This window comes from Natronomonas salsuginis, assembly GCF_005239135.1.
Classification (GTDB): Archaea; Halobacteriota; Halobacteria; order Halobacteriales; family Haloarculaceae; genus Natronomonas; species Natronomonas salsuginis.
Genome location: NZ_QKNX01000006.1, coordinates 1 through 25,695, shown reverse-complemented (window position 1 = coordinate 25,695; position 25,695 = coordinate 1). Strand labels below are relative to the sequence as shown.

28 protein-coding genes, 1 tRNA gene and 1 pseudogene are annotated in these 25,695 nt (G+C 64.8%); 13 read left to right on the top strand and 17 right to left on the bottom strand.

Annotation, left to right across the window (positions count from 1 at the left end; all coding sequences use genetic code 11):
* Nucleotides 1-17: 17 nt before the first annotated feature.
* On the bottom strand, nt 18-809 hold the full coding sequence (locus DM868_RS12780) for an enoyl-CoA hydratase/isomerase family protein (RefSeq protein WP_137277219.1): 792 nt from the start codon (nt 807-809) through the stop codon (nt 18-20).
* Between the two features lie 115 nt (nt 810-924).
* Between DM868_RS12780 and DM868_RS12775 the strand changes: the two genes are divergently transcribed.
* From DM868_RS12775 to DM868_RS12745, 7 genes are all read left to right on the top strand, one after another.
* On the top strand, nt 925-1,617 hold the full coding sequence (locus DM868_RS12775; protein WP_137277218.1) for a V-type ATP synthase subunit D: 693 nt from the start codon (nt 925-927) through the stop codon (nt 1,615-1,617).
* Between the two features lie 686 nt (nt 1,618-2,303).
* Nucleotides 2,304-2,693, top strand: a complete 390-nt coding sequence (locus DM868_RS12770; RefSeq protein WP_137277217.1) for a DUF6276 family protein — start codon at nt 2,304-2,306, stop codon at nt 2,691-2,693.
* Nucleotides 2,694-2,745: 52 nt separating this feature from the next.
* On the top strand, nt 2,746-2,934 hold the full coding sequence (locus tag DM868_RS12765; protein ID WP_137277216.1) for a DUF7525 family protein: 189 nt from the start codon (nt 2,746-2,748) through the stop codon (nt 2,932-2,934).
* A 56-nt stretch (nt 2,935-2,990) separates the two neighbouring features.
* Nucleotides 2,991-3,215, top strand: a complete 225-nt coding sequence (locus tag DM868_RS12760; RefSeq protein ID WP_137277215.1) for a DUF7123 family protein — start codon at nt 2,991-2,993, stop codon at nt 3,213-3,215.
* 70 nt (nt 3,216-3,285) lie between these two features.
* Entirely contained in the window at nt 3,286-3,708 is a 423-nt protein-coding gene (locus tag DM868_RS12755) for a CoxG family protein (protein ID WP_137277214.1), read from the top strand.
* Nucleotides 3,705-4,511 (top strand): nitrilase-related carbon-nitrogen hydrolase, encoded by an 807-nt coding sequence (locus DM868_RS12750; protein WP_137277213.1) that lies wholly within the window; start codon nt 3,705-3,707, stop codon nt 4,509-4,511. The genes DM868_RS12755 and DM868_RS12750 overlap by 4 nt, the downstream gene beginning before the upstream one ends.
* A 222-nt stretch (nt 4,512-4,733) precedes the next feature.
* Entirely contained in the window at nt 4,734-5,753 is a 1,020-nt protein-coding gene (locus tag DM868_RS12745; RefSeq protein WP_137277212.1) for a DUF5787 family protein, read from the top strand.
* On the opposite strand, the gene DM868_RS12740 is transcribed toward DM868_RS12745, so the two are convergent.
* The 3 genes from DM868_RS12740 to thsB form a co-directional block, all read right to left on the bottom strand.
* Entirely contained in the window at nt 5,750-6,232 is a 483-nt protein-coding gene (locus DM868_RS12740; protein WP_137277211.1) for a DUF5797 family protein, read from the bottom strand. The genes DM868_RS12745 and DM868_RS12740 overlap by 4 nt on opposite strands.
* Before the next feature lie 52 nt (nt 6,233-6,284).
* Complete coding sequence (locus DM868_RS12735) at nt 6,285-6,752, bottom strand: cupin domain-containing protein (RefSeq protein ID WP_137277210.1); 468 nt, start codon at nt 6,750-6,752, stop codon at nt 6,285-6,287.
* A 92-nt stretch (nt 6,753-6,844) separates the two neighbouring features.
* Complete coding sequence (gene thsB, locus DM868_RS12730) at nt 6,845-8,518, bottom strand: thermosome subunit beta (RefSeq protein ID WP_137277209.1); 1,674 nt, start codon at nt 8,516-8,518, stop codon at nt 6,845-6,847.
* Nucleotides 8,519-8,882: 364 nt separating this feature from the next.
* Here thsB and DM868_RS12725 point away from each other — a divergent pair, with 364 nt between their 5' ends.
* Nucleotides 8,883-9,197, top strand: a complete 315-nt coding sequence (locus DM868_RS12725; RefSeq protein WP_222845544.1) for a DUF7475 family protein — start codon at nt 8,883-8,885, stop codon at nt 9,195-9,197.
* Nucleotides 9,198-9,252: 55 nt separating this feature from the next.
* On the opposite strand, the pseudogene DM868_RS12720 reads toward DM868_RS12725, so the two are convergent.
* From DM868_RS12720 to DM868_RS12690, 7 genes and pseudogenes are all read right to left on the bottom strand, one after another.
* Nucleotides 9,253-9,564: pseudogene (locus tag DM868_RS12720) on the bottom strand (zinc ribbon domain-containing protein); the annotation flags it as partial.
* Between the two features lie 60 nt (nt 9,565-9,624).
* The gene (locus DM868_RS12715; RefSeq protein WP_137277207.1) at nt 9,625-10,425 is read right to left on the bottom strand and encodes a sulfite exporter TauE/SafE family protein; all 801 of its coding nucleotides are present in this window, start codon (nt 10,423-10,425) and stop codon (nt 9,625-9,627) included.
* A 111-nt stretch (nt 10,426-10,536) separates the two neighbouring features.
* Nucleotides 10,537-11,256 carry an SCO family protein gene (locus DM868_RS12710; RefSeq protein ID WP_137277206.1) on the bottom strand — a complete coding sequence of 240 codons (720 nt, stop codon included), beginning with the start codon at nt 11,254-11,256 and terminating at the stop codon, nt 10,537-10,539.
* A gap of 452 nt (nt 11,257-11,708) precedes the next feature.
* Nucleotides 11,709-11,789, bottom strand: a tRNA-Ser gene (locus DM868_RS12705).
* Between the two features lie 56 nt (nt 11,790-11,845).
* Complete coding sequence (locus tag DM868_RS12700; protein WP_137277205.1) at nt 11,846-12,070, bottom strand: hypothetical protein; 225 nt, start codon at nt 12,068-12,070, stop codon at nt 11,846-11,848.
* A gap of 22 nt (nt 12,071-12,092) precedes the next feature.
* Nucleotides 12,093-12,476 carry a Rid family detoxifying hydrolase gene (locus tag DM868_RS12695; protein WP_137277204.1) on the bottom strand — a complete coding sequence of 128 codons (384 nt, stop codon included), beginning with the start codon at nt 12,474-12,476 and terminating at the stop codon, nt 12,093-12,095.
* 288 nt (nt 12,477-12,764) lie between these two features.
* A complete protein-coding gene (locus DM868_RS12690; RefSeq protein ID WP_137277373.1) occupies nt 12,765-15,116 on the bottom strand; it encodes a DEAD/DEAH box helicase in 2,352 nt (783 codons plus the stop codon).
* Nucleotides 15,117-15,267: 151 nt separating this feature from the next.
* On the opposite strand from DM868_RS12690, the gene lipA reads away from it, so the two are divergent.
* Nucleotides 15,268-16,200 carry a lipoyl synthase gene (gene lipA, locus DM868_RS12685; protein WP_137277203.1) on the top strand — a complete coding sequence of 311 codons (933 nt, stop codon included), beginning with the start codon at nt 15,268-15,270 and terminating at the stop codon, nt 16,198-16,200.
* 25 nt (nt 16,201-16,225) lie between these two features.
* On the opposite strand, the gene DM868_RS12680 is transcribed toward lipA, so the two are convergent.
* The gene (locus tag DM868_RS12680) at nt 16,226-16,615 is read right to left on the bottom strand and encodes a hypothetical protein (protein ID WP_137277202.1); all 390 of its coding nucleotides are present in this window, start codon (nt 16,613-16,615) and stop codon (nt 16,226-16,228) included.
* A 175-nt stretch (nt 16,616-16,790) separates the two neighbouring features.
* On the opposite strand from DM868_RS12680, the gene DM868_RS12675 reads away from it, so the two are divergent.
* Nucleotides 16,791-17,975: an aspartate kinase gene (locus DM868_RS12675; protein WP_137277201.1), complete on the top strand. Its 1,185-nt coding sequence runs from the start codon at nt 16,791-16,793 to the stop codon at nt 17,973-17,975.
* Between the two features lie 88 nt (nt 17,976-18,063).
* Nucleotides 18,064-18,804, top strand: coding sequence for a polysaccharide deacetylase family protein (locus DM868_RS12670; RefSeq protein ID WP_137277200.1), 741 nt, complete (start codon nt 18,064-18,066; stop codon nt 18,802-18,804).
* Nucleotides 18,805-18,825: 21 nt separating this feature from the next.
* On the opposite strand, the gene purB is transcribed toward DM868_RS12670, so the two are convergent.
* Both purB and DM868_RS12660 read right to left on the bottom strand, forming a co-directional pair.
* Nucleotides 18,826-20,178, bottom strand: a complete 1,353-nt coding sequence (gene purB / locus DM868_RS12665; RefSeq protein WP_137277199.1) for an adenylosuccinate lyase — start codon at nt 20,176-20,178, stop codon at nt 18,826-18,828.
* A gap of 52 nt (nt 20,179-20,230) precedes the next feature.
* Complete coding sequence (locus DM868_RS12660) at nt 20,231-21,019, bottom strand: MBL fold metallo-hydrolase (RefSeq protein WP_137277198.1); 789 nt, start codon at nt 21,017-21,019, stop codon at nt 20,231-20,233.
* A 142-nt stretch (nt 21,020-21,161) separates the two neighbouring features.
* Here DM868_RS12660 and DM868_RS12655 point away from each other — a divergent pair, with 142 nt between their 5' ends.
* The gene (locus DM868_RS12655) at nt 21,162-22,175 is read left to right on the top strand and encodes an LLM class flavin-dependent oxidoreductase (protein WP_137277197.1); all 1,014 of its coding nucleotides are present in this window, start codon (nt 21,162-21,164) and stop codon (nt 22,173-22,175) included.
* Between the two features lie 59 nt (nt 22,176-22,234).
* Nucleotides 22,235-22,690, top strand: a complete 456-nt coding sequence (locus DM868_RS12650; RefSeq protein ID WP_137277196.1) for a TIGR00725 family protein — start codon at nt 22,235-22,237, stop codon at nt 22,688-22,690.
* 83 nt (nt 22,691-22,773) lie between these two features.
* Here DM868_RS12650 and DM868_RS12645 read toward each other — a convergent pair whose 3' ends face one another.
* The 3 genes from DM868_RS12645 to DM868_RS12635 all read right to left on the bottom strand — a co-directional run.
* Nucleotides 22,774-23,517: a DNA polymerase sliding clamp gene (locus DM868_RS12645; RefSeq protein WP_137277195.1), complete on the bottom strand. Its 744-nt coding sequence runs from the start codon at nt 23,515-23,517 to the stop codon at nt 22,774-22,776.
* Between the two features lie 104 nt (nt 23,518-23,621).
* Entirely contained in the window at nt 23,622-25,136 is a 1,515-nt protein-coding gene (locus tag DM868_RS12640; RefSeq protein ID WP_137277194.1) for a 2-oxo acid dehydrogenase subunit E2, read from the bottom strand.
* A 1-nt stretch (nt 25,137) separates the two neighbouring features.
* Nucleotides 25,138-25,695 (bottom strand): alpha-ketoacid dehydrogenase subunit beta (locus tag DM868_RS12635; protein ID WP_281280718.1); only part of this gene is annotated, 558 nt, incomplete at its 5' end.

The window sequence follows — 25,695 nt, the reverse complement described above, 5'->3', positions numbered from 1 at the left end:
CCGGACCGCCGCGACCGCTATTTGCCCTGGAATTCGGGCTCGTAGTCGTCTTCGGCGAAGGCGCGGACGCCCTCTTGGTGATCCTCGGTCGCCAACAGCGGTTTGAACGTATCGGCGTCGTACTCGATCCCCTCGCGGAGTCCGGTCTGAGTCGCCATCGTGGCGGATTTTTTGATCGCCTGAATCGAGAGCGGCGGCTTGCTCGCCAACGTTTCGGCGAACTCGTCGACGGCGTCGTCCAGTTCGTCGGGGGCGTGAACGTCGTTGAATATCCCAAGTTCGGCGCCGCGTTCGGCCGGGAGGTGCTTGCCGGTCATGGCGATCTCCTTTGCGACCGAGGGGTTCGCGAGGCGGCTGATGAGCTGGACGCCACCGGCACCGGGGATGATGCCGAGGTTGACCTCGGGGAGTCCGAAGCGCGCGTCGGTGTCGGCGATGCGGAAATCACACGACATTGCGGTTTCGAGCCCGCCGCCCAGACAGTAGCCGCGGATCTTTGCGATCACGGGGAGTGGGTACTCCTGGATGAACCGATAGTGAGATCGGTCGACCTCGGTGGTCGGCGGCCCCTCGCTGAACTCGTTGATGTCCGCGCCGGCGCAGAAGTTCCCGCCAGCTCCCTCGACGACGACGACGCACATGTCGACGCCGTCGTCGTTGTGGTCGTTCAGCGCGCGCAGTCCCGCGACGATGTCCTCGCTGAGCTGCGAACTGAGAGCGTTCATTGCATCGGGGCGGTTTAGCGTCAGGTGGCCGACGCCGGTCTCCTCGTCGAACTCGACCGTCGTGGTGTCGAAGTCGGTTGGCATACGAGGTTGGGTTCACGCCGCTGGTACTTGAACATCGAGTGCGCCGAGAGCCAACGCCGGCAGCCGAGACGACTGAAAAGGATTAACCCGGTGGAGTCTGAATCGGTACCCAAGAATGGCTACGGACGTCAAACCCACGCGCAAAAACCTCATGGCGATCGAGGACCGCATCGAGCTCTCCGAGCGGGGCCACGACACGCTCGAGAAGAAACGCGACGGCCTCATCATGGAGTTCATGGACATCCTCGATCAGGCTCAGGACGTTCGCTCGGACGTCGACGACACCTACGAGCGCGCCCAGCGCAACATCAACATGGCGCGCGCCATGGAGGGTGACGTGGCGGTTCGCGGGGCCGCGGCCGCGCTGAAAGAGCACCCCGAGATCACGAGCCAATCGAAGAACATTATGGGGGTCGTCGTCCCCCAGATCGAGTCGACCAAGGTCAAGAAGTCGCTCGACCAGCGCGGCTACGGGCTCGTCGGCACGTCGGCGCGGATCGACGAGGCCGCCGACGCCTACGAGGAACTGCTCGAGACGGTCATCCTCGCCGCCGAGGTCGAGACGGCGATGAAGAAGATGCTCGACGAGATCGAGAAGACGAAGCGCCGCGTCAACGCCCTCGAGTTCAAGCTTCTGCCGGAGCTGTACGAGGCCCAAGAGTACATCGAGCAGAAACTCGAAGAGCAAGAGCGCGAGGAGATCTTCCGGATGAAGAAGATCAAGGCGAAAAAGGAAGAAGAGGAGAAGGCGGTCGTGGCCGCGGAATCCGAGACCGAGAGCGAAGAGCCGCTGCCGGCTGACGACTGAGCCGATCGTTTTGTTGGACTAAGGAGTTCTCAAGCAAACGTACTGATAATAGTAAACAGTCGGTACTGACGTCCATTGTGATTCCCACGAGTGGTTGTGAAAGCAAAATAAGCGAGATTAGCGTATATTACGAATCAGTAGCACCTGAAGGCTTGATATTTGCCAGTTAGAACCAAGGCAAAAAAGAGAGCAAGGATCGGTCGTTTTCAGTATTGCTTCCCTCCTGTTTCTCTGAGATATTATTTTCAGGACGTTTCTCGCCAGTCCGGTCGTCAGTTTCGCCCACTTGTTTTAACAGCTCAGAAACATCAGCACCCAACTCAGTCGTCTCTTTGCCTCCTTCGAATGAATCTGCGTCGTCAAGTGGAACCGGACGGAATACGGTATAACCACACACATCACACTTACCAGGATTGTGTCCATAGAGCTGCCCACACTCTTTGCATTTCCATCTAGACGATCCCGGATTATTCATGCACTTAGTTGATCGTGTAGGAGTGATTAATACTAGGGTCAGAGTAGTCTTAATCCCAAGCCATCAACATACGCTAACCGTTTCATTCGGTTGGGAAGGTTCAATTTGTAGCGATTCATTCAGATGTTCGAAGAACCTGTAATATAATCGCTCTAACACGATCATCGTTTAAAACGCGTCGTTCATACCTCTCGAACCGGTAGCCGGCGGCATGGAGTGTCCCAACTGCCGCGCCCGAACCGTCGTTTTCGACGTGCCACCCGAATACCGCGAACACGTGCCCGAAGAAGCCGAGCGGGCCGCGCTGTGTCCGGAGTGTCTCACGCTCGTCGCGACTGACGCGCCGCCCGAGCCGCGATTCGATCGGATATCCAGCGCCTTCCCGGAGAACGAGGCGGCGGCGGTGCCGCTGGCGATCGGGATCGGGCTGCTCGATTCGCTCGCGCTACACCGGCGCTCGCTGGAGGCGTTGGTTCCGGCAGCCGAGGCGGCGGGGGCCGATCCGCTGTTGTTGCTCGATCGGCTCCACGTGCAGGGTGGGGTCGATCCGTCGTTCGACATCAGTCGGCGACGCCACCAGCTCGAACAGCTTCTCGAGTGAATCGGACGCCGGTATCGTCGGGATTTATATTCGCGCTGATGTACGAACCGGTATGGAAATCGCCGATTCGACGGATAGCGGTGTCGGGTTCCCCGTACTGTTCGCGATCATCGCCGTACTCGGTGCGGCAGGGATGGCAGCCTTCGGATTCACCGGGGCGCAGACCGCCTCGGGGATCTCGTTCGCCGTCGCGATGCTCGCCGGCTCGCTTTCGGTCGCCGCCTACCACATCTACGGCTAAGTTCCCGTTGGACCCGAAGGAACGGTCTTAAGCCCTTCGCGGCCCTAGATAGGGGTATGAGCGAACTGAGCGACGAGGACGAGCGCATCCTCGCGTACCTTCGAGAGCGTGCGAAGGGTGGTGAGCAGTACCTCCGTTCGAAGCACATCGCCGACGCGATCGACCTCACGGCGAAACAGGTCGGGAGCCGGCTCCCGCGACTCGCCGAACACTCGGAGGATGTGGACATTGAGAAGTGGTCCCGGGCTCGCTCGACGACGTGGCGCGTGACGCCGGAGTGAGACGACCACCGACGGCAGGACGGCACGCAGAACGACCGCCCTTTTAATCACCCCCTACCAAAGCTGACGTATGACCACCCGCGTTGAGCGCGTATTCGAGATCCCGGCATCGCGGGAGGCTGTGTGGGCAGCCATCTCCGATCCCGAAACACGAGCTCGATCGATAAGCGTCGTCACCGAGTTCGAGACGACCGGCGATCGGACCTCGATCTGGCACGTCTCCCTGCCGATCCCCGGGATCAGCCGGACGATCAGCGTCGAAACCGAGGACATCGAAGTCGACGAGCCGGAGTACGTCCGGTTCGTCGGTCGCTCGAAGGCGATGAACGTCGAGGGCGAACACACCTTGGAGGCCATCGAGGGAGGAACGCGGCTCACGAACCGTTTCCGGGTCGAGGGACGGCTTCCGGGCGTCGAGTCGTATTTCAAGCGAAAGCTCGACGGGGAGTTGGCGAATCTCGAAGCGACCGTCCGGGAGGAACTGGACGCATGAGACTCGCGCTCGCGCAGATCGAGATCGAATCGGGCGACGTGGTCGGCAACGTCGGGCGCGCCGTCAACGCGATCGAGTCGGCCGCGGCGGACGGGGCTGAATGCGTCGCACTCCCGGAAACCTTTGACGTCGGTTACTTCGCGTTCGACGCCTACCAGCGCGCCGCCGAACCGATCGGCGGCGAAACCCACCGGTCGATCCGCGAGGCCGCGGTCGAACACGACGTCGCCGTACTCGCGGGGACCGTCGTCGAGGACCTCTCGGCCTCGGCGGCGGCGGGCGAGTCGGTGCCCGCCGAAGATGGACTCGCGAACACGGCCGTTCTCTACGATAGCGACGGTGACCGGCGGCTCGTCTACCGGAAACACCACCTGTTCGGGTACGACTCCGCGGAGGCCGAACTGCTCGTTCCCGGCGAACGGCTCGCGACGACGGAGCTGTGCGGGCACACGGTTGCCGTCACGACGTGTTACGACCTGCGCTTTCCCGAACTGTATCGAGAGTTGGTCGACGCGGGCGCGACGATGGTGCTCGTGCCGAGCGCGTGGCCGTATCCTCGCGTCGAGCACTGGAAAACCCTGCCGCGGGCGCGAGCCGTCGAGAACCTGCTGTACGTGGGAGCGATCAACGGTTCGGCGTCGTTCGAGCAGAGCGCGCTCGTCGGGCGTTCGACGGTGTACGATCCGTGGGGGACGCCGATCGCCACGTCGGACGACGGACCGACGATCGTCCACGCGCGCTGTCCGCCCGAGCGCGTCTCGGCCGTCAGAGCAGACTTCCCGGCGCTCCGCGATCGGCGATAATGCAGGTCGCGTCACTGTCGGCCGACACACGAGGGTTTATACGTCGTCACGCGGTACGATTGAACGCCAGAGCGACGCTTTTCTCGTCGTGATGGCAGAACGCTCCATCGCCGTCGTACGTCCGCCCGCGTCGGGTCTGCCCGGTGCCCGACGCACCACTCCCGTCTCGCCTCTCACACCGACAAGCGAACCGCTTAGGTCGCGAGCCGTCAAGAAAGTATCGTGAAGGAGTTCGGGTTCGAACTGCGGGTCTGCGCGTGGGCGGAGCGCAACTGGCCGCACGGCGGGCGAACGTCGACAGCCATCGTCGCCCGACAGCTCGGGACGAGACGGCGACGCTGGGACACGCTCGTCATAGAAACAACCGACGCCGACCTCCGCGGCCGGGAGCCGTTCGGCGAGGATCGCCTCGATTCGGACTTACTCCACGTCGCCCGTCACGCCCCGGCGTCGTGGACGTACTACCGCGAGTGTCTCCCCGATCCTGGCTACCCGTGGCGATACGTTCGGGAGGCAATCCACCGAGCCGACGACCGCGGCTTCGTCGAGACGCGCCGAGACGGGAACAGAATCGAGATACGGCGGCGATACCGCTATCCAGCGTGGGCCGGCCGGATCGTCGCGATCGAGAACAAACCCGACCTCGACGCGAGCGCGGCCCGGCGGCTGGCCGAGCAGTTGGAACACGACGTGGCGCTCGCCCTCGCCGACGAGATTTGGGTGGCGACGACGGCGACGGACGAGGAGATCGAGCCCGCACTCCTCGAGGCGATGCCCGTCGAGGTGGGGATTTTGTCCGTCTCGAACGAGCGTGGATCGTGGGACTGCGAGCCGATCTGGCAGCCACGAACGCTCGACGTGTCCGCGCCGGGGACGCGGATACTGGACCGGTCGGCGGGCGGTCCGAGGGACATGTCGGCCGCCCGGTTCGAGTACGCCGATCCAGGATGGAAACATCGAAAACGCCTAGAGATCGCCGAGCGCGCCTACGAGCGCGGCTGGCGCTCGTACGCGGCGACGATGCGCCCGGACTGTCGGCACTTCGAGCTCGAGGATCCGACGGGGCCGTTCCCGTGGTGTGCCGCGAAACAGCGCGAGCAGACCGCCGCTGAGTGTTCGGGATCGTGTGCGGATTTCGAACCGGAGCCGCCCGCGTGGCGGTCGATGGGATGGCCAATCGAGGGGGGACCGGGGCGCGCGACGAAGCGACTTCTCGACCGGAAGCGACAGCGACGACGTTAGGCGTCCGGTTTGTCGAGCATTTCGACTTCGATCGAGTCCCGCTCGACGGCGAGGCGAAACGTCGGCACGGTCCGCCGAACGACCGCGACGATGCCCTTGTCCTCCAAGCTGCGGAGCGCCGAGCGGACGGCGTCGACGTCGGTTTCGATCTCTCCCGCCTGCAGCGCGTGCAATACCGAGACGACGCTCTGTGGGTCGTCGTCCGGCCCGGCGAGCGTCTCGATGATCTCCGCTTGGAGCTTCGGGACGCGGACGACATCGTCACCGGTATCGATCCCGACGAGCGCGGCCGCTTCGGGCGTCGCTCGAATCAGGCTGTTCTCGTCGCGATAGTAGTACTCCTTCAGCTCGGATTCGAGGTACTGGTGGACGTCGCTGCCGCTTTCGAGCCCCCACCGATCCTGTAACTCCTTGTTTTTCGTCGGCTGTAACGTGACGAGATCCGTAAGGCGCGATTTCGCCTCCTCCGAGAGCGTCATTGGGTACGGCTACGGGCGGTCGGATACAAAAAGGATTGTCTCCGGATCGAGCTCAGTCGAACCGGCCGGTTTCGGCCCCGCAGTCGACGCAGATCGTCACCAACTCGTCGCCGTCCTCGGTCGGTTCGATCCGTTGGGTGGTCCGGTCGTCGCACGCTGCGCAGTCTCTGAGGATGGTGACGTCCGTCGAGTCGCCGGGGGCCCCGACAGCGAGCGCGCGGACGCGGTCGTCGGTGTTGTTTCGACCCTGCTGAAACTCCCCGGGGGCAAAGCGAATCACTTCGCCGGCCTCAACGGTCACGTCGCCGTCGGCTGTTTCGAACGTCGCAGTTCCGTCGAGAACGTAGAACAGTTCCTCCTGATCATCGTGGGCGTGGTAGCCGAACGCGAAACTCTCGCCGGGTGCCAACTCGTAGTAGTTCATCGCCAACTGCTCGGCGTCGAGCGCCGATCCGACCGGCCGCTTGACGCTCGCGGGACCCATCCAGTCGTCCAGGTCGTCGATTCCGATTTTATTCATATGCGGTTATCGAACGGATGAGAACAAAAAAGATCCGCAGCGGTCAGGTGCGGTTCGATCGGTTCGGTGGGTGGGTAGCGTCCGAGCGCCGTTTACATCATGCCGCCCATGCCACCGCCCATACCGCCCATACCACCCATACCGCCGGCGCCACCTTCGGGCTCCTCGCCCTCGGTGGAGAGGTCGCCGGCGGCGATGATGTCATCGATCTTGAGAACCAGGTTCGCGGCCTCGGTCGCCGAGGAGACCGCCTGCTGTTTCGCGTGGGCGGACTCGACGACGCCGGCCTCGAAGGTGTCGACGACGTCGCCGGTGAAGACGTCGAGTCCGGCCGTCTCGTTGCCCTCGTCGTGGGCCGCACGGAGGTCGACGAGCGTGTCGATCGAGTCGAGTCCGGCGTTCTCCGAGAGTACGCGCGGGACGAGTTCGAGCGCGTCGGCGAACGCCTCGACGGCGAGCTGTTCGCGCCCGGAGACGCTGTCGGCGTACTCGCGGACGCGGCGGGCGACTTCGACCTCGACAGCGCCGCCGCCGGCGAGCACGCGACCGTCCGAAACCGTCTGGGCGACGACATCGAGGGCGTCACCGATGCCGCGCTCGAGTTCGTCGACGACGTGTTCGGTGGAGCCGCGGAGCAGGAGCGTCACGCCGTGAGCGTCCTCGCCGATTCCCTCGATGTAGAACAGGCCGTCGTCGTCGTTGTATTCGACGTTCGCGTTCCCGAGCGTCGCGTCATCGATCGCGTCGAGGTCGGAGAGAATGTCTCCGCCGGTGACCTCGCGCAGGAAGGAGAGGTCCTTCTTTTTGACGCGAGAGGTCCCGAGGATACCCTGCTTCGCGAGGAAGTGTTCGGCGAGATCGTCGATACCCTTCTGACAGAAGACGACGTCAACGCCGGCGTCGGCGATCGCGTCGACCTTCTCGCGGATCTGCGCCTCTTCCTTGTCAATGAACGTCTTGAGCTGATCTGGACTGTCGAGTTGGAGGTTGGCGTCGGCGTCGGTGTCCTCGATCTCGATGGCCTCGTTGAGGAGAAGCACGGTCGCGTCGTCGGCGACGTGGGGCATGTCGTCGTGCTCGGGCGATTTGTTGATGACGCCGCCGTTGAGCAGTTCGGATTCGCTCGCGGCGCGTCCGGTCTGGGTCTTGATGTTGACGTACTCGAGGTCGACGATCGACTCGCCGTCGTCGGCCTCGACGGTGACCGCCTGCACGGCGTCGACGACGAGCTGGGCGAGTACGTCCTTGTCGAGTTCGGCGCCCTTACCGGTCATCGAGGTCTCGGCGACCTGCTTGAGGAGTTCGGCGTCCTCGGGATCGACATCGTGGGCGACGTTGTCGACCTCCTCGCGGGCGCGTTCGCTCGCGAGGTGGAAGCCCTTGATCATCGCCGTCGGGTGGATATCCTGCTCGAGGAGATCCTCGGCGTTCTTCAGCAACTCGCCCGCGATGGAGACGGCCGTCGTCGTCCCGTCGCCGGCCTCGTCCTCCTGCGTTTCGGCGACTTGAACGATCATCTCGGCGGTCGGGTTGTCGATGTCCATCTCCTGGAGGATGGTGACGCCGTCGTTCGTCACCGTGATGTCCCCCATCGAGGAGACGAGCATCTTGTCCATCCCCTTCGGGCCGAGGGTCGACCGTACCGACTCGGCGACCGCTTTCGCCGCCGCGATGTTGTGCGACTGGGCGTCGCGATCTTTGATCCGTTGGGAATCCTCACCGAGAATGATCATCGGCTGTCCTCCCATTCGTTGCTGTTGACTCATAGACACCCGAATGATTGTCTGTGGTTCTATATAAAAGTGTCTGATGTGCGCTGTCACGCGAGAGTGGACACGGGAACGGTATGGTAGCCAAAAGTGCCGTGCTGCAGCGCTGTGACAACGATTATCTTGGTCGAGGCCGTCGGACGGTCCGACGAATCGACCCGTCATGTAATCGTGGGTTTATTAACTGAACGATGTCCGAGAGATCAACACTACGCTTTTGTAGGCGTATCATGAGAGTTCGAGCGCGATAATAACAGCACTTATCACCCGTCCAGTATACAGTAGTATTGTAATGTGTACACAATACAATCCGGCGGGCCGGATAGGATCACTTACCCGGCTCCAGTGGTTGGCAGTTGCGTTGGTCGTCACCACCGGCGTCTTGCACGTGTATGCTGGCATCGTAGAGGGGCGGATTCCGGTTGCGCTTGCGGGCGTTGGCTACGCCGGTGCACTTGTGCTGTTCTTCCTCGACTATCGGCGGCGGCTACTCTACCTGATAGGGATTCCGTATACGGCCGTCCAGATCCCAATCTGGCTCGTGGCCAAGTCGGAGTATGGGGTGGTCGACTACGTTGATAAGGCGGTCCAAGTCATCTTGATTCTCGTGTTGGTCTACCTCTATCTGAACACGCCCGCGAATTCTCCCGGAAACACAGCAGCAACAGCGGACTGAACGAGCGGATTCACGGGAGTGTCTACCGCGATCAGTTATTTCGAAGCACGTTGAGCTACCCACGACTGAAGTCGTGGGATTCAGCGTGGACTCCCGTTCTGGCCGATTCCTCGGCAGGAGAATAGCCTCCGTTCACGTTCAACATCCCGCTGTTCAAGCGCACGCCCAAGGGTGCGCCTCCGTCGCCCCCAGTTTGGTTGCGACGGAGATACCGCAAACCGATGTTCTTCGCGGCGTTGTAATCCGCGTGGTTTTCGTACCCGAACTTCAGACACCCGAATTCTTCGTCTTCGCGGTTGTCCGGGTGCGTGAACCCACAATGCGAGCAACGCCGTGACGCTTTCTCAGGGTCAACCTGCTCCACGGTAACGGCGTTTTTAAATCCGCTGTAGTCCCGACGCCCAGTTGCGTATGGCGGGTGAAACGCTCAGTGGTTCATACCGCCGAGCGGCTGATAGTGCGGCAATCGCGGGTGCGGAAGATGAATCCCGAGCGCCATCAGCCCGTGGGCGAGGAGTACGTACCCGAGCAGGACGAACGCGACCCCGAGCAGTCGATGCACCCGGCGGCGGTGGGCGACGTCGATCGACTGGATGACCGTCCCATAGAGGAACACGGCCGGAATCGTGCCGAGTCCAAGGGCCCCGAGCGCAATTGCGCCCGTCGCGACCGACCCGCTGGCGAAGGCGAAGAGGTAGGCTGGATACAGCATCGGGCAGGGGAGGAGCGCGTGGATCGCCCCGAGACCGACGATGCTTGGATTGTTCACGTGTCGATGGACGCGAGCCGCGAGCCACGCCGTGAGTCGATCGACCCCCGGAATCCGGATCTCGGCGACACCGTCTCCGAGGGCGTAGCTGATCCCGGTGAGGAGTATGAAGCCGCCGACGAGAAGCCCGATAGCACCACGGAGGAGTCCGGCGATCGGCGTCAGCTGATCGGCAGTGACGAAGACGAGGCCTCCGAGTCCCCCGAAAGCCGCGCCTACGAGAGCGTAGGCCGAGGCCCGCCCGACGTTGAACAGCGCGTGCTGTCGAACTTCGTACGTGGTGAGATGGCCGCCACTCCTGGCACCGGTTTCGGTGATGGTCCCCCCGTCGGGTTGGGGCGTCATCTGCTTCGAGTACATCGTCACGAGCGGGCCACACATCCCGATACAGTGGGCACCGCCGAGCACACCGATGAGCAAAAAGAGCGCGACGTCGACACGGAGAACGGATTCGATCATGGATAGAGGATTGGTGTTGGTGTTTCCTATACTATCTGGTCCAATCGACGAATCGCCCGTTTCCGCCCGGGGCGACGGCTATCGACGATATCCGGCCGGTATTCCGGACGATCACCACCGTTCGCGGAGCGTCCGAACGTCTTCGAGGACCGTCGTGGACGCCGGCGGATCGCGCGTGTAGGTCCGCTCGACGTAGCCGTCGGCGTTCGCGAGCACTAACACGTTGTTGTGGACCCACGCCATGTTGTCCATCTCGCGTTCGTTCTCCGGCACGAACTCCGAGGTGACGCCGAAAGTCCCCTCGACCTCCTCGGCGCGCTGTCGACCCTCCGGGCGGAGGAACCACCAGTTGCCGGCGTCGAAGTCGACGCCGCGCTCCGCGCCGTATTCAGCGAGTCGATCGGGGGTGTCGTACGCCGGATCGAATGTCGTCGGGAGAAAGGCGAACTCGTCGGAAAATCCGTCCTCCATCGAAACCGACTGGACACGCACGAGCGGCGCGACCAGCCGCGGACACGCCATCGTACAGCGCGTGAAGATGAAGGTCAACATGACGTGACGATCACCGACGAACTCTCGGGTCGACACGTCTCGGTCCTGAAGCGGCGCAGGCACGGTCGCGTCGGGGAGTTCTTCGCCGTGTTTCGGGTACGGGAGATCGACGTCCTCGAACCGTTCGTAGTTTTCGGGAACGTCCAAGACGACGTGCTCGTTGGCGCCGCGTGAACCCAGCGGGATGGCGTCCGTACACCCCGCCAGCGCTCCGCCGATCGTCGCCGTACCGATACTCCGGAGGAGCGTTCGGCGGTTTGGATTGGATTGGCCGGCCATTGATACGCTAGAGAGACGCGTGTCGAAAAAGAGGATATTGGTGTGATGGTAGAAACGGCGATCCGTCCGATCGTTTGCCGAACCCGCTCGACTCGAGAGGTCCGAAGAGAGGGGTTTCGACGAGAGTGGTATAGTCTAGACCACGCGACCGTCTACGAACGGCGGCTTGCGCCGATCGGAGCGAACTGGCATATAAATACTGACTGGACACTATTTAAATGACGACGCGGCGGGGGTCAGATCGATTCGTCGTTTCAGGTTCGTGACCCCGGTGTGACGAGCAGACCCTGCTGTTGCTCGACACTGCTCCTCACGTCCGTTCGTCGCAAAAGCGCCGGGACAGGGATTTGAACCGGACCGAACGGTCCTGCTCGCTGCGCTGTGCGGGCTGCGTCTCGTAGGATCCAAATCCTGCGAAACGCGTTGCTCCTCACGTCTGTTCGTCGCAAAAGCGCCGGGACAGGGATTTGAACCCTGGATCCCTGAGGGAACACGCTTTCCAGGCGTGCGCCTTACCACTCGGCCATCCCGGCTCATCTGAATCTACCGGAGTCGGCCGTTTAAACTCTTCGCGTTTCGCGTCACCGTGTCACCTCCCACCGAACCGGGCCGCGAACGGCCCGAACCGCCGTTCGGCGTAGTAGCTCCCGAGCGCCGTCGCCGCGAAGACGGCACAGGCGACCCCGGCGATCGGCCCGACGCCGAGGAACGCGCCGCCGGACAGCAGATACGCCCCGTGGACGACGAGGAACGCGAGCGCCCCGACGACGCCCCAAAGCAGCGCCGACGCCCGCCGCGGGCTCAGCACGCCCATCGCCGTCGAGTCGGACCCCGTATCACGACCGCGTCGCGACCGCCTCGATCTCGACGGCCATCCCGAGTGGCAGTCCCCCGGCTTGGACCGCCGACCGCGCCGGCGGCTCGGCGTCGAAGTAGCCGCCGTACACCTCGTTCATCGCATCGAAGTCGTCGATGTCGGCAAGAAAGACGGTCGTTTTGAGTACGTTATCGAGGCCCGAGCCCGCCGCCTCGAGCACGGCGGCGAGATTGTCGAGCGCCCGCTCGGTCTGGACCTCGACGCACTCGTCGGCCAGCGAGTCGCCGTCGGGCGTCAGCGCGACCTGCCCGGCGGTAAAAATCAACCCGCCGTCGGTCGTCGCCTGGCTGTACGCGCCCGCCGCGGGCGGGGCGTCGTCGGTGTGGATCGTCTCTTTACCCATACGGCGTCCTGCGTCGCGTGGTCGTATAAATATCCGGCCGTCGCCCGGACCGCCGATCACGCACGGGATCATCAGCCGTCGCGGGACATGAGCGAATCACGCACCACCGTTTCGGGTGGAGTGCGCGACGAGCCCGGAACGAACGGTAAACAGACCCTAACTCGAGAGAGGCGCGCTCGGGCCCGTTTCTCGGGGGGATATCCAAGAGAAAGCGGCGCGTGGGGGAGTTCGACGGGAAGCGAAGGGGTTCAAGCGAGGCGTTCTGAAACCGCGAGCGTCGTCGATAGCTCACTCGATCCGAACGGTTCGGCGATCCGTGACCGGGTGAAGCGGCAGGTCCGAAAAGCTGACCTCGACCTCGTAGACGAGGTCGTCGGCGTCGCCGCCGAAGATCCCGACCGGGACGGTCGTCTCACCGAGATACCGCGTCGTCTCCGACATCTCGATGCCGTTGACCGTCACGCGGATTCCGGAGGGGGTGCCGTCGCCGCGGTTCGTGACGGTTACCTCCGCCATCGCGTTCTCGCCGGTGGGGATCGATTCCGGGACCCCGGACCACTCGATCTCGACGGCCGGCAACCCCAGGGCCTGCTCGAAGACGCGCTCGGCGACGCCCTCCGAGAGGCCGGCGTCGACCAGCCCCTCGACGCCGGCGGATCGAACGGCCGCGGGATCGACCAGTCCCTCTTTGGCGAGTTTCTGCGCCCGCCCCGCGCCGACGCCGCCGATCGCGACGAGCCCGACCGCCTCGTGGCTGATCCCGTGTTCGACTCGGGCTTCGATCCGGCGGACGAGGTTTGCGTCGCGGGGGGCGGCGAAGCGCTCGCAGAACGCTCGCAACGCGGCCAGAAACCGCAGGCCGTTCTGTCGGATAACCCACGCGTCGCTCTGGAGCTCCGCGGGCGTCGTCCCCGACATGCCGGCCCGGAGGATGGCGAGCACCTTGCGGTTGCCGGGGTCCAGTTCGCTGCCCTCGCCGTCAAGGACCGCGCCGAACGTCTCGCGCTCGTCGCGGCGCGCGGAGACGCTGTCGAACTCGACCGCGTCAGCGACGGTGCGAAGGACAGCCGACTCGTCGATTGACTCCGAACCGTCGCCAGCGCGCTCACACAGCGCGTGAAAGTCCGCCGCGGTGTCGAGTCGGAGGTAGAACTGTGAGGCGAGCCTGCCGAGTTGCGTCGGCTCGATCTCGAGCCCCGACTGATCGACGAAGCCGCCGTCGACGAGTCGTTCGAGCGTGTCTGAGACGCGCGTTCTGAGCGAGTCGCTGTCGTCGTACTGGCGGGGAGCGCTCGCCGCTCGGGCGTAGTAGAACGTCGTTTTGAGCCACGCCATCACGTCCTCGATATCGTCGACGACGCCGAGGGCGATCTCGGCGTTCAGATGCGTGTCGAGCTCCGCCGCCAGTCGGGATTCGATCGGCTTGCCGTCAACGAGCAACTGCCGGTAGCGGTCGGCGTCAGCGCCGTCGCAGACGATGTGCGCGTAGCCGGCGTCGTCGTAGCCGGGGCGGCCGGCTCGGCCGAGCATCTGGAGGATATCGAGCGAGCTCATGTCGACCTCGCCTTCGAGGGGGTCGTGGAGCTTCGTGTCGCGGATGACGACGCAGCGCGCCGGGAGGTTGACGCCCCACGCCAGCGTCGAGGTCGAAAAGAGGAGCTGTATCTCGCCGGATTTGAACCACCCTTCGACGCGATCCTTGTCGTCTTTCGAGATCCCGGCGTGATGGAAGCCGACGCCGTCGACCACCGACTGCCGGAGCGTGTCGTTGCTCAGCTCCTGGGCGTCTGTGTGAAAGTCGTAGTTCCCGCGCGAGCCAATCTCGATGTCCCGCTCGGCGATCACGTCGCGGGACTTCTCGGCGGCCCGAACGGTGTCCTGTCTGGAGGCGACGAACACGAGCGCCTGTCCCCCGTCCTCGATGTGCGGCTGTGCGAGGTCGAGGGCGCGATAGAGCCGCCGATACTTGTCCGCGAAGGCGTTGTCGCCGTGGGCGTACGTCTCGACAGTCGCCGACAGCGGCACCGGGCGGTACTCGTCGCCGAACTGGAACGTGCAGTCGTCGGGCGCGTCGAGCCAGCTCGCGACGTCCTCGACGTTCTGCATCGTCGCCGACAGCGCGACGACCCGCGGATCACAGAGCCGGCGGAGCCGCGAGATCGTCACCTCCAGAACCGCCCCGCGGCGGTCCGAGTCGAGCAGATGAACCTCGTCGATGACGCAGCAGTCGACGTCCGTGACGAACGAGTAGCGCGGCGAGTCGTGCTTGCGGGTCGCCGAATCGGCCTTCTCGGGTGTCATCACGAGGATGTCGGCCCGCTCCGCGCGTCGAGGGTTGAGGTCGCGCTCGCCGGTGACGACGTAGACGGAGTAGCCAAGTTCCTCGAAGCGCGCCCACTCGGCCTCCTTCTCGTTGGTGAGCGCCCGAAGCGGCGCTAAAAACAGCGCCGTCCCGTCGGCGTCGAGCGTTCGACAGATGGCCGCCTCGGCGAGCGCCGTCTTGCCGCTGGCCGTCGGCGCGCTGACGACGACGTTATCGTCGTGCTCGACGAGCGCGGGCAGCGCGGCCGACTGCATCCGGTTGAACGACTCGAACGGAAAGGCGTCCGCGAACGACGGCAGCACGTCTTCGACGGCGATTCCGGTCTCGTATTCCGTGCGACCTGCCACAGTCGAAGGGGCGGGTGCCGGGCGTATAGGCGTTTCCGTCGCCGATCGAATCGGGAGAACGTCCCGCGTTCGCATGGCGTGTCGACCGCACGTTTTTGGTCTCGGGGACGAAGGGAGAGGTATGAGCAGCCGTCGCCGCAAACCCGCGTGGTTGAAGAGCCGTCCGCCGAGCGGCGAGCGCTTCACGGAGATCAAATCGACGCTCCGGGATCGGAACCTCCACACCGTGTGTGAGGAGGCGAACTGCCCGAACCTTGGGGACTGCTGGAGTGGCCGAAACGGCCCGGGGACGGCGACGTTCATGCTGATGGGCGAGCGCTGCTCGCGCGGCTGTAACTTCTGCGACGTGAAGACCGGTGGGATGGACCCGCTCGATCCGGACGAACCCGAGAACGTTGCCGACGCCGTCGCCGAGATCGGGCTTGACTACGTGGTGTTGACCTCGGTCGACCGCGACGACCTCGACGACGGCGGCGCGAGCCACTTCGCGGCGACGATCCGGGCGATCAAGCGACGCGATCCGGAGATACTCGTCGAGGCGCTGATCCCGGACTTTCAGGGCGACCTCGACGCGGTCGACACGATCGTCGACGCCGGCCCGGACGTCCTCGCTCACAACGTCGAAACCGTGGAACGGCTCCAGTGGCCCGTCCGCGATCGACGGGCGGGCTACGAGCAGTCGCTGTCGGTGCTGGAGCTGATCGCGAACTCGGCCGTCTACGCCAAGACGAGCCTCATGCTCGGCGTCGGCGAGTACGATCACGAGGTGTATCAGACGCTCTCTGACCTCCGCGAGGTGGGCGTCGATATCGTGACCTTCGGCCAGTACCTCCAGCCCTCGCACTCGCACCTGGAGGTCTTCGAGTACGCTCACCCGGACGCGTTCGACGTGTGGAAGGCCGTCGCCGAGGAGGAGTTCGAGTTCCTGTACTGCGCGTCGGGACCGATGGTCCGGTCGTCGTTCAAGGCGGGCGAGTTCTTCGTCGAGGCGTTGGTTCGGGAGGGAAAGAGTATCGGGGAGGCACGCGCGGCGGCGTCAGCCGCCGCGGAGTAAGCGAGCGGGGAGCAGCGACCGCTCGCTACGGATTCGCGTCCCGACGATAGCGAATCGTCTGTGAACCGTCGAACCGCGGCCCCGGACCGCGCCGCTCGAACGCCATCCCCTCGGCGGCCGCCTGCGTCGCCTCGTCGTCCTCCATCACCAGCAGTTCGACCGACATCCCCTCGGTGTCGGCGAATCGTGTCGGCTCCTCGAGTAACGTTCTACACGTCGTCGCGGTCCCCTCGAGCTGCGTCACGTGAACGGTCGAGTCCTCCGCGTCGTAGCTGACGAACCCCTCGACGGAGCCATCGTGGTCGGCGACGCGAACGGTCCGATCGTGGATGAGATTCCGCATCACGTCGGTCGGCGCCCCCGTCAGCGCCGCCAGCCGCTCGGCGTCGGCCTCGACGGCGTCCCGTACGTTCATGCGTGACACAAACACGCCCGGAGCAATTAACGTTTGGCGGTCGACGGTCCGGCCGGGCGACGAAATCAAGACCCGGAGCCGGAACGGCGATCGAGCGGACGGGAGATGAACACCGTTATTTCCCATGACCGGCAACGGGGGGTATGCACTACCACACCGGATTGCAGGTGAGAGCATGCGCGTAGTCGCCAAGTTCGGCGGCACGAGCCTCGGAAACGGAGACCGAGTCAACCGAGCCGCCGACTCCATCGCCGCCGCCGTCAACGAGGGCCACGAAGTCGCCGTCGTGGCGAGCGCGATGGGCTCGACGACGGATTTCTTGCTCGATGCGGTCACCTTCGAGGCCGACGAGGCCGACGAGGCCGAGATCGTTTCCATGGGCGAGCGGACGTCGGTCAGAATGTTGAAAGCCGCACTCGGGGCCCGCGGGATCGACGCGAAGTTCCTCGAACCCGGCACTGAGGAGTGGCCCGTCATCACCGACAAACACGGCCAGGTCGACGTCGAGGAGACCAAACGCCGCGCGAAGAAGCTCGCCGCCGACATGGCCGCCGAGGGGTACGTCCCCGTCATCACGGGCTTTTTGGCGCAGGACCACGCCGGCAACGTGACGACGCTCGGCCGCGGCGGGTCGGATACGACCGCCGTCATGCTCGGCAACTACATGAACGCCGACGAGGTCGTGATCATCACCGACGTCGAGGGCGTCATGACCGGCGATCCCCGTGTCGTCGAGGGCGCGCGGAACGTCGGCAAGATCACCGTCGACGAGCTCCGGAACCTCTCGTTCCGCGGCGCGGAGGTCGTCGCGCCGTCGGCGCTGTCGTACAAGACCGGGGATATGGTCGTCCGGGTCGCCCACTACCAACACGGCGACCTCCTCCACGGCGGCACCACGATCGAGGGGCAGTTCCAGAACCTCATCGACATGCGCGAGGAGCCGTTGGCGTGTCTGACGGCCGCGGGGCGCTCGATCAGAAACACCCCGGGCGTCCTCGCCGACCTCTCGACCACGCTTGCGGAGGCCGACATCAACGTCGACGCCGTCGCGAGCGGGATGGATTCGGTGTCGTTTTACGTGGACGCTGACGTGGCCGAGCAGGCCGAGAACGTTCTTCACCAGGCGGTCATCAAGCTCGGCGAGCTCTCGAGTGTCACCGTCGACGACGACATCGCCGTCGTCCGTATCACGGGCGGGGAACTCCCCAACCAATCGGGCGTGCTGCAGGAGATCATCGCCCCCCTGGCGGCCGAACACATCAACATCCTCGATCTGATCACGAGCGCGACCTCGGTCGCGGTGTTCCTCGAGTGGGACGACCGCGAGGACGCCCTCGAAATCATTCAGGACGCGGTCTGATCGACGCGGGAGAACACACCGTTCGATCGTCGACATTTATGTTCTCCGGCTCGTCCAGATATGATGTTCAGCTCGAACGGAGCACACCATGGACGAGATATCCGAACTTCGACAGAGAGAGGTAGAGACGTATTTCAACGTGATCGCGAGGGGCGGGTCAGACCGCCTGATTCGGGCGCGATCGTTTCACAACCTCGGAGAGTACACGGCCGACGATTTCGATCAAATGGCGACGCTGCTGGACGACGCCGACGCTTCGGGGAGTTTCGCGTTCCTCGGGCGTGATGCGGCCCGGTACGGCAACGTGATCAGTCGGCTCGCGGACGCCGGCCACGAGATCGTCCTCCACGGCCACCGCCACGTCGCCTGCGGCGACCTCCCCTACGAGACGGCTCACGAAAACCTCTCGCTCGGGATCGAAGCGATCGAGGACGCAGGCGGCGTCACGCCAGCCGGTTTCTTCTCCCCGCTGCAGGACCTCAGCCAGGGCACGCTCGACGCGGCCGACGAGTTGGGCCTCGAATGGCTCCTCGGCAAGACGGACGGAGACGTTCCCGCTGGCATCACGCTGATCGAGCCGCAGAACCCCTACGACCTCGTGCTGTTGAACCGAGGCGAGTCGCCGGGGGAGACGTTCGAAGAACTGGATGCGGTGACCGAACCGGGGGCGGCGTTTCTCTTCCACCCGAACATGCTGGAGTACTACGACGCCCTCGCGGAGTTCGAGACGTGGGTCGACGAGACCGAACCGGTTTCGATCGAATCGTACGTCGACGACGGCGGCGTCGGGATCGTGCTGGACGCGATGCGACCGCTCAGAATCGAGTAGCCGAGGCGTTTCGACGACCCGTCAGTTCCGCGCTCGTGAGCGTTCGAGCGCCCTGCGGGCGAGCGTGGAGGAAACGCCGGTGTACGCCTCCGGATCGGTGATGTCGTCGATTTCTTCGCGGGAGAACGCCGCGGCCACCCGTTCGTCGTCGAGCAGCGCGTCCGCGAAGCTCGCCTCCCCGTCGAGCGCCAACATGGCGGCCTCGTAGCAGACGTCGTGAGCGGTCTGTCGGCCCAACTCCTCGGCGAGCGCCATCATCGCCGCCTCGCTGGCGACGAGGCCGCCGTGGTGGTGGAGGTTCTCCAGCATGCCCTCCTCGTGGACGACCAGCCCCGCGGCGACCTCGTGAACGTACGAGAGTGCGCGGCTCGCGTAGAGAAACGTCTCGGGGACGATCGCGAACTCGCCGAGCGTCGCCGAGAAGTCCCGTTCGTCGTACGTCTCCATGAGCTCGAGCGCCGTGTCGGCGTGTCCGCGGACGAGCCGCGCGAGCAGGACTGTCTCCTCGCTCCGGACGGGGTTGCGCTTGTGGGGCATCGTGCTCGATCCGATCTCGCCGGCCTCGAACGGTTCGGAGAGCTCGCCGAACTCCTCGCGGTTCATGAGGAGGACCTGCTTGCCGATCCGCGCGAGCGTCGAGGTCACGAGCCCGATCGTGCTCACCGTCTCGGCGATCCGGTCGCGGGCGGCGTACCACGCCACGTCGGGGATGGCGAGGTCAAGTTCCGCGCCGAGTTTCTCCTGGATGACGAGGCCGTCCTCGCCGAGCGACGCGAGCGAGCCGACCGCACCGAAGAACTCGACGCCCTCGACTCGCTCGCGCATCGCCTCGATCCGGTCGCGGTGGCGGTTGATCTCGTCGAGCCACGTCGCCGTCTTCAGCCCGAACGTGATCGGCAGCGCGTGAACCATGTGCGTCCGGCCCATCATCGGCGTCTCGGCGTGCTCTTCTGTGAGTTCTTCGAGCGCCTCAGCGATGGCGTCGAGATCGCGCTCGATCGCGTCGAGACCGTCGCGGATCTGGAGGACGAGCGCCGTATCGGAGATGTCCTGCGTCGTCGCGCCCCAGTGGACGTACTCGCCGGCCTCGCCCATCGACTCCTTCCACGCGCCGATGATCGACATCGAAAAGAGGTGGACGTCCGCGACGTTCTCGGCGACCTGTTCGAAGTCGACGTACTCCAGCGATGCCTTCTCAGTGATTTCCTCGGCGGCCGACTCGGGGATCATGCCCTCCGCAGCCTGGACGCGAGCAAGGGCAGCCTCGACGTCAAGAAACCGCTGAATAAAGCGCTCTTCGGAGAAGATCTCGCGCATCTCGGGCGTCCCGAAGACGTTCTCGAATAACACGCCGTTCGTGTGAAAGGTCGTCATCGGTGGATGATACCAAGGAGGTCGATATGAACGTGGCTATCGTCAGCCGGCCCTACTCGAACTCGACGACGCTCCCGACGCCGATGGACTGGAACGTGTCGCCCAGTTCCGCCGAGAGGATCCGCTCGGCCTCGACGCCGGTGCAGTGTGAGCCAGCCAGCATCTCGAGTTTGCCGTCGAGCCAGTCCGCAACGTCGTGGACGCCCGCCTCGTCGCTCGCCACGAGATGCGTACCGCCGACGACCCAGCGCACCTCGTCGTCGAGGACGGTTTCGGCGTACTCGATCGTGTTCCGGAGGCCGGCGTGACAACAGCCCAAGACGAGGCCGATCCCGCGATCGGTCTCGACGGCGATCGACTGATCGTCTATAATCGGATCGGGCTCCAGCGAGCCGTCGGGGGTTACGCGGTCGCCGACGGGGTTGTCTGGGTGCGGACGCGGGACCTCGCCGAGCGCGTGGATCGACGGCGCGACCTCGACTGGCTCGCGATGGGTCACGATTTCGGCCTGACTGTCGATGAACTCGCGGGTGTAGGGGACGCCGATGTGGGTCCCGTCCTTGAGCTTCGTCGCGAACGCGTCCGGGTGAGCGTAGACGGTCGGCTCGTCGTGGAGGAACGCCGGGAGCCCGCCGGTGTGGTCGTAGTGGCCGTGGCTCAACACGATCGTCTCGAAATCGGACGGGTCGAGCCCCAACCGCTGTGCGTTGTCGGCCGCGACGCCGGCCTGGCCGGCGTCCAAGAGCACGTCGTCGACGACCGCCGAGAAGCCCCACTCGCCGACGAGCCCCTTGGGCCTGGATTCGACGACGGTGTTGTCCGAGAGGATTCGAACCTGCATGTCTTCTACCGAGACGGCAGCGTCGAATATATGTTTCCACTGTCGGCGCGTCGGCCCGCGTTGATTCCGATCGAACTGCCGTCGCGCAGTCCCGCCACCCCACATGTGAACACTTAACTCGCTCACCGGGAATGATACGTCGATGGCGAGTTTCGACTTCGGTGTCCACTACAGTTGCCAGTCACCGACCGAAGATTGGGAGACGCTTTACCCGGAGACGGTCGAGCAGGCACAGACGGCGGAGTCGCTGGGCTACAGCAGCTTCTCCGTGGCCGAACACCACTTTTTCGAAGACGGGTGGGTCCCCGCGCCCTCGGTGATGCTCGGGGCGATCGCGGGCGCGACCGAGCGCGCGAAGGTCGGGACCAACGTCACGATACTGCCGCTGCACAACCCGATCAACGTCGCCGAGCGCGCCGCGGTGCTCGATCTGTTGACCGGCGGTAACTTCCGACTCGGCGTCTCGATCGGGTGGCAAGACCACGAGTTCGAGGCGTTCGGCATCGACAAACGAGAGCGGGTTCGACGCCTCGAGGAGGGAGTAGAACTGGTCCGAAGACTGCTCACGGAGCGGTCGGTCACCTACGACGGAGAGTTCCACTCGGTCGAGGACATGACCGTCACGCCGCGGCCGGTCCAAGACGCGATCCCGATCTGGATCGGCGGGATGGCCGACCCAGCGATCCGGCGCGCGGCCGGCCTCGGCGATGTCTGGAGCATCAGCCCGTTCGAGTCGCCCGAGGAACTTCGCGACCGCCGCGAGACGTACACCGACGCACTCGAAAAGTACGGCCGGACGTTCGACGAGGTCCACGTCCCGCTCCGACGGGAGGCGTACGTCGCAGAGGACGACGAGACTGCCTGGGAGGAGGTCGGCGAGGCGCTGCTTCGCGAACACGCGGAGGTGTACGGCGACATCGAGGGCACGGACGCGATGGAGACGGGCGAGGACGCGCTCGAATCGCTTCGCGAACACGCCGAAGATCGGTTCCTCGTCGGGAGCCCCGACACCGTCATCGGGCAGCTCGAACGCTTCCACGACGCGATCGAGATGGACGAGGTGCTCGTCCGGACGCACTTCCCGGGCCTCGAGATGGAGCACGCCCAAAAGGCGCTTCGGATCATGGCCGAAGACGTCATGCCGCATTTCGAGTGAGTGCGGACGCACCAAGAGACCTGTAGCTTCTTGTTGCTGGCGGCTGTCGGTCGGCAGATATGCGAGTGTCCGTCATCGGCGGGTCGGGAGTCGGCGCGGAGACGTACGAACGCGCGGTCGAGGTCGGGCGGCTCCTCGGCGAGCGCGGCCACACCGTCGTCTGCGGCGGGTTGACCGGCGTCATGGAAGCTGTCTGCAAGGGTGCCTCGGGGACGGGAGCGGAGACGATCGGGATCCTCCCGGGCGAGGATCGAGACGCGGCGAACGAGTGGGTCGTGACGCCGATCGCGACCGGGCTCGGCCACGCACGAAACTCCCTCGTTGTCTGCAACGGCGACGCCGTCGTCGCGATCGACGGGGCGGCGGGGACGCTCTCTGAACTCGGTCTCGCGCTGGCGTTTCACCGCCCGATCGCGGGGCTCGGAACCCACGAGATCGACCTCGAGGGGTTCGAGGCCGTAGGAACGCCGATCGAAGCCGTCGAACACGTCGAGCGGACGGTCGAAGAACGGTAGTCGTCGTTCAGCATAATTCGAGGTGGAGCCTCCGGCCCCAAGGAGCGAACGGCGTCAGCCGTGAGCGAGTAGGGTGGGGTAGTTTACTCGCTCTGGATGCGCGGCGCGAGCATGAACGTGACGTGGCCGTCGCCCTCCGCGAAGCCGAAGTGCATCTTGATCGGGAACTCCTCGCCGAGTTCCATCGTGACTTCGGCGTCCGAGGCGATCGCCTTGTTCATGTCCTTGAGGTAATCGAGTGAGAACAGCGAACGCGCCTCGCCGGGCGTGAGATCGATGAGGTCCTCGCGGCCGAGTTCGAGGTGGACGTCGTCGGTGTCGCCCTCCGCGTCGACGTAGAACTCCTCGGCGTCCGGATCGACGCCCAATGCGATGTGGTCGGAGACCATGTCGGCAGCCTTGACCGCGCGGGCGATATCCTTGCCCTCGATGACGACCTCCGAGGGAAGATCGAGGTCCGGGAGGTCCGGCTCCTGTCTGATCGAGTCGGGGTCGATGAGCGCGAGCGTGTACTCGAGCCCGTCCAGCGAGATGTGGAGTTTGCGGGTCTCCTCGTCGAGTTCGAGGTGGACGAGCTGGCCGGAGTCGGCCATCCCGACGATGTCCTCGAGTCTGTCGAGGTTGACGCCGATGACGCCGCCGTCGGTCTCGTAGGACTCAAAGGCGTTCGCCGAGAGTTCCAGATCCACCATGCCGACGTTCGCCGGATCGACCGCACGAATCGTGAGGCCCTCCTCCTCGAGGCGGATCTTGCACTCATCGACCAGCACGCCAACGGAGTCGAGCGCCGCCCCGAGCGTGTCCGCACTCACGATAGCCTTGAACATATACGTCTCCCTTCTTCCCGATCCTTAAAAAAACGTCCCATTGATGCGCCGTGGCACAGAGGGCGAATCCGGCCGTTCGAGCGCTTCGAGCGTCGGATCGAAGACTACTCCAACAGGAGCAGTTCCGGCGACTCCAGATACTCGATGACGGCGTTGGTGAACCGCGCGGCCTCGGCCCCGTCGATCACCCGATGATCGATCGACAGCGACAGCGTCAACACCGTCCGCGGGACCACGTCACCGTCGACGACGCGCGGTTTTTCCTTGATCGCGCCCAACCCGAGGATCGCCGTCTCCGGATAGTTGATGATCGGCGTCGCGTACTCCCCGCCGATCGCGCCGAAGTTCGTGATCGAGAACGTTCCGCCCTGCATCTCCTCGCGCGAAATCGACCGGTCGCGCGCCTTCGAAACGAGGTCGTTCAACTCGTCCGCGATCTCCAGCAGTCCCTTCCGATCGGCGTGATCGATGACGGGGACCATCAGCCCGGCGTCGGTCGCCGCCGCGATGCCGACGTTGTACTCGCCTCGAACCACGATCTCCTCGGCCTCCTCGTGGAGCTGTGCGTTGAGAATCGGATACTCGCGAAGCGCCGCGACGACCGCCTTGATGACGAACGGCATGTACGACAGCGAACTGCCGCGCTCCTCCGCGCGCTCCTTGAGTCGACTCCGCATCTCGACCAGCTCCGTCACGTCCGCCTCGTCGTGATGCGTCACGTGCGGCGCGGTGTACTTCGAGCGCTCCATCTGCTCGCCAATCGTCCGCCGAACACCCCGGTATGGAATCCGCTCGTCCTCGCCCGACACGGTAGAATCGACTATCGGTTCGGCCGACACCGCCTCCGCGTCGGCTTCCTGCGCCCGCCGCTGAGCGTCGGCGTACGCCTCGATCTCAGCGGGCGTGACGAACGCCTCGCCGTCTTTCGTCCGATCGGTCGGCACCGAGTCGAGGTCGATCGCCTCCTCTGCGGCGAGCTGTCGCGTCGCCGGCGCGGCGAGCGTCCGATCGCGGCTCGCCGCCTCGGTCGGCGGTTCGTCCGCCCCGTCGACCGCCGCTGCCTCCGCACCGATCGACGCCTCGTCGTCGAGTCGCCGCGTCGCGGATTTCGGCTCCTCGTCGGCCGGCTCGGACGCGGCGTCATCGCCGGCGTCGGCCGCGGCGCGCACGTCCGCTTCCGTCACGCGACCGCCCGGACCGCTGCCCGCGACCGTGCCGATCTCGACATCGAGCTCGCGGGCGAGCCGACGCGTCGCCGGGGCGGCGAACGTCCGTCCGCCAGCGGACGGCTCGGAGGCGGGTTCGGATGGTTCGGATTCCGTCGCGTCCGGCTCCGACTGTGGTTCCGGTTCCGGCTCGGATTCGATGGCCTCACCCTCGCCCTCGACGTCGAAGGTGATGATCACCGTTCCGACGGGGACCATCTCGCCCTCCTCGGCCAGGATCTCCTTGACCGTCCCGTTCACCAGCGCGGGCACCTCGACGACCGCCTTGTCCGTTTCGACCTCGGCGACCGGCTGGTCCTCCGAGACCGTCTCGCCGACCTCGACGAGCCACCGGACGATCTCCGCTTCCGTCAGGCCCTCACCGACGTCGGGGAGTTTGAATTCGCGAACCATCCTATGCCTCGTACGTCTCCCTGATCGCGTCCTCGATGCGCGTGTCCTCGGGCATGTAGTAGTCCTCCAGCGCGTATAGCGGGTAGGGGACGTCGAAGCCGGTCACGCGTTCGATCGGCGCCTCTTGGTAGTACAGCGCTTCCTCCTGTATCGTCGCCGTAATCTCGCCGGCGAGGCCGCCCGTCTTCGGCGCTTCGTGGACGATCACGGCCCGGCCGGTCTTTTTGAACGATTCGAGGATGGCGTCGGTGTCCATCGGCGACAGCGTTCGCAGGTCGACCACCTCGACGTCGATGCCGTCCTCGGCGACCGACTCGGCCGCCTCGAGCGTCGGCCGCGTCATCGCACCCCACGTGAACACCGAGAGATCGCTCCCCTCGCGCCTGACGGCGGCCTCCCCGAGCTCGACCGTGTACGGTTCCTCGGGCACGTCCTCGCGGAAGGCGCGGTAGATGAGCTTCGGTTCGAGGAAGATCACGGGGTCGGGATCGCGGATCGACGCCGCGAGCAGCCCCTTCGTGTCGTACGGCGTCGAGGGGACGACTACCTTCAGACCGGC

Bases quoted from the DNA above. Each gene is read 5' to 3' on its own strand.
- DM868_RS12675 (WP_137277201.1), top strand. From the start codon at position 16,791: ATGCGCGTAGTCGCCAAGTTCGGCGGCACGAGCCTCGGAAACGGAGAC.
- DM868_RS12735 (WP_137277210.1), bottom strand. From the start codon at position 6,752: ATGAATAAAATCGGAATCGACGACCTGGACGACTGGATGGGTCCCGCG.
- DM868_RS12765 (WP_137277216.1), top strand. From the start codon at position 2,746: ATGGAAATCGCCGATTCGACGGATAGCGGTGTCGGGTTCCCCGTACTG.
- DM868_RS12710 (WP_137277206.1), bottom strand. From the start codon at position 11,256: ATGGCCGGCCAATCCAATCCAAACCGCCGAACGCTCCTCCGGAGTATC.
- DM868_RS12680 (WP_137277202.1), bottom strand. From the start codon at position 16,615: ATGAACGTACGGGACGCCGTCGAGGCCGACGCCGAGCGGCTGGCGGCG.
- DM868_RS12780 (WP_137277219.1), bottom strand. From the start codon at position 809: ATGCCAACCGACTTCGACACCACGACGGTCGAGTTCGACGAGGAGACC.
- DM868_RS12645 (WP_137277195.1), bottom strand. From the start codon at position 23,517: ATGTTCAAGGCTATCGTGAGTGCGGACACGCTCGGGGCGGCGCTCGAC.
- DM868_RS12670 (WP_137277200.1), top strand. From the start codon at position 18,064: ATGGACGAGATATCCGAACTTCGACAGAGAGAGGTAGAGACGTATTTC.
- DM868_RS12640 (WP_137277194.1), bottom strand. From the start codon at position 25,136: ATGGTTCGCGAATTCAAACTCCCCGACGTCGGTGAGGGCCTGACGGAA.
- DM868_RS12700 (WP_137277205.1), bottom strand. From the start codon at position 12,070: ATGGGCGTGCTGAGCCCGCGGCGGGCGTCGGCGCTGCTTTGGGGCGTC.
- DM868_RS12715 (WP_137277207.1), bottom strand. From the start codon at position 10,425: ATGATCGAATCCGTTCTCCGTGTCGACGTCGCGCTCTTTTTGCTCATC.
- lipA (WP_137277203.1), top strand. From the start codon at position 15,268: ATGAGCAGCCGTCGCCGCAAACCCGCGTGGTTGAAGAGCCGTCCGCCG.
- DM868_RS12770 (WP_137277217.1), top strand. From the start codon at position 2,304: ATGGAGTGTCCCAACTGCCGCGCCCGAACCGTCGTTTTCGACGTGCCA.
- DM868_RS12655 (WP_137277197.1), top strand. From the start codon at position 21,162: ATGGCGAGTTTCGACTTCGGTGTCCACTACAGTTGCCAGTCACCGACC.
- purB (WP_137277199.1), bottom strand. From the start codon at position 20,178: ATGACGACCTTTCACACGAACGGCGTGTTATTCGAGAACGTCTTCGGG.
- DM868_RS12775 (WP_137277218.1), top strand. From the start codon at position 925: ATGGCTACGGACGTCAAACCCACGCGCAAAAACCTCATGGCGATCGAG.
- DM868_RS12650 (WP_137277196.1), top strand. From the start codon at position 22,235: ATGCGAGTGTCCGTCATCGGCGGGTCGGGAGTCGGCGCGGAGACGTAC.
- DM868_RS12750 (WP_137277213.1), top strand. From the start codon at position 3,705: ATGAGACTCGCGCTCGCGCAGATCGAGATCGAATCGGGCGACGTGGTC.
- DM868_RS12760 (WP_137277215.1), top strand. From the start codon at position 2,991: ATGAGCGAACTGAGCGACGAGGACGAGCGCATCCTCGCGTACCTTCGA.
- DM868_RS12755 (WP_137277214.1), top strand. From the start codon at position 3,286: ATGACCACCCGCGTTGAGCGCGTATTCGAGATCCCGGCATCGCGGGAG.
- DM868_RS12695 (WP_137277204.1), bottom strand. From the start codon at position 12,476: ATGGGTAAAGAGACGATCCACACCGACGACGCCCCGCCCGCGGCGGGC.
- DM868_RS12740 (WP_137277211.1), bottom strand. From the start codon at position 6,232: ATGACGCTCTCGGAGGAGGCGAAATCGCGCCTTACGGATCTCGTCACG.
- thsB (WP_137277209.1), bottom strand. From the start codon at position 8,518: ATGAGTCAACAGCAACGAATGGGAGGACAGCCGATGATCATTCTCGGT.
- DM868_RS12660 (WP_137277198.1), bottom strand. From the start codon at position 21,019: ATGCAGGTTCGAATCCTCTCGGACAACACCGTCGTCGAATCCAGGCCC.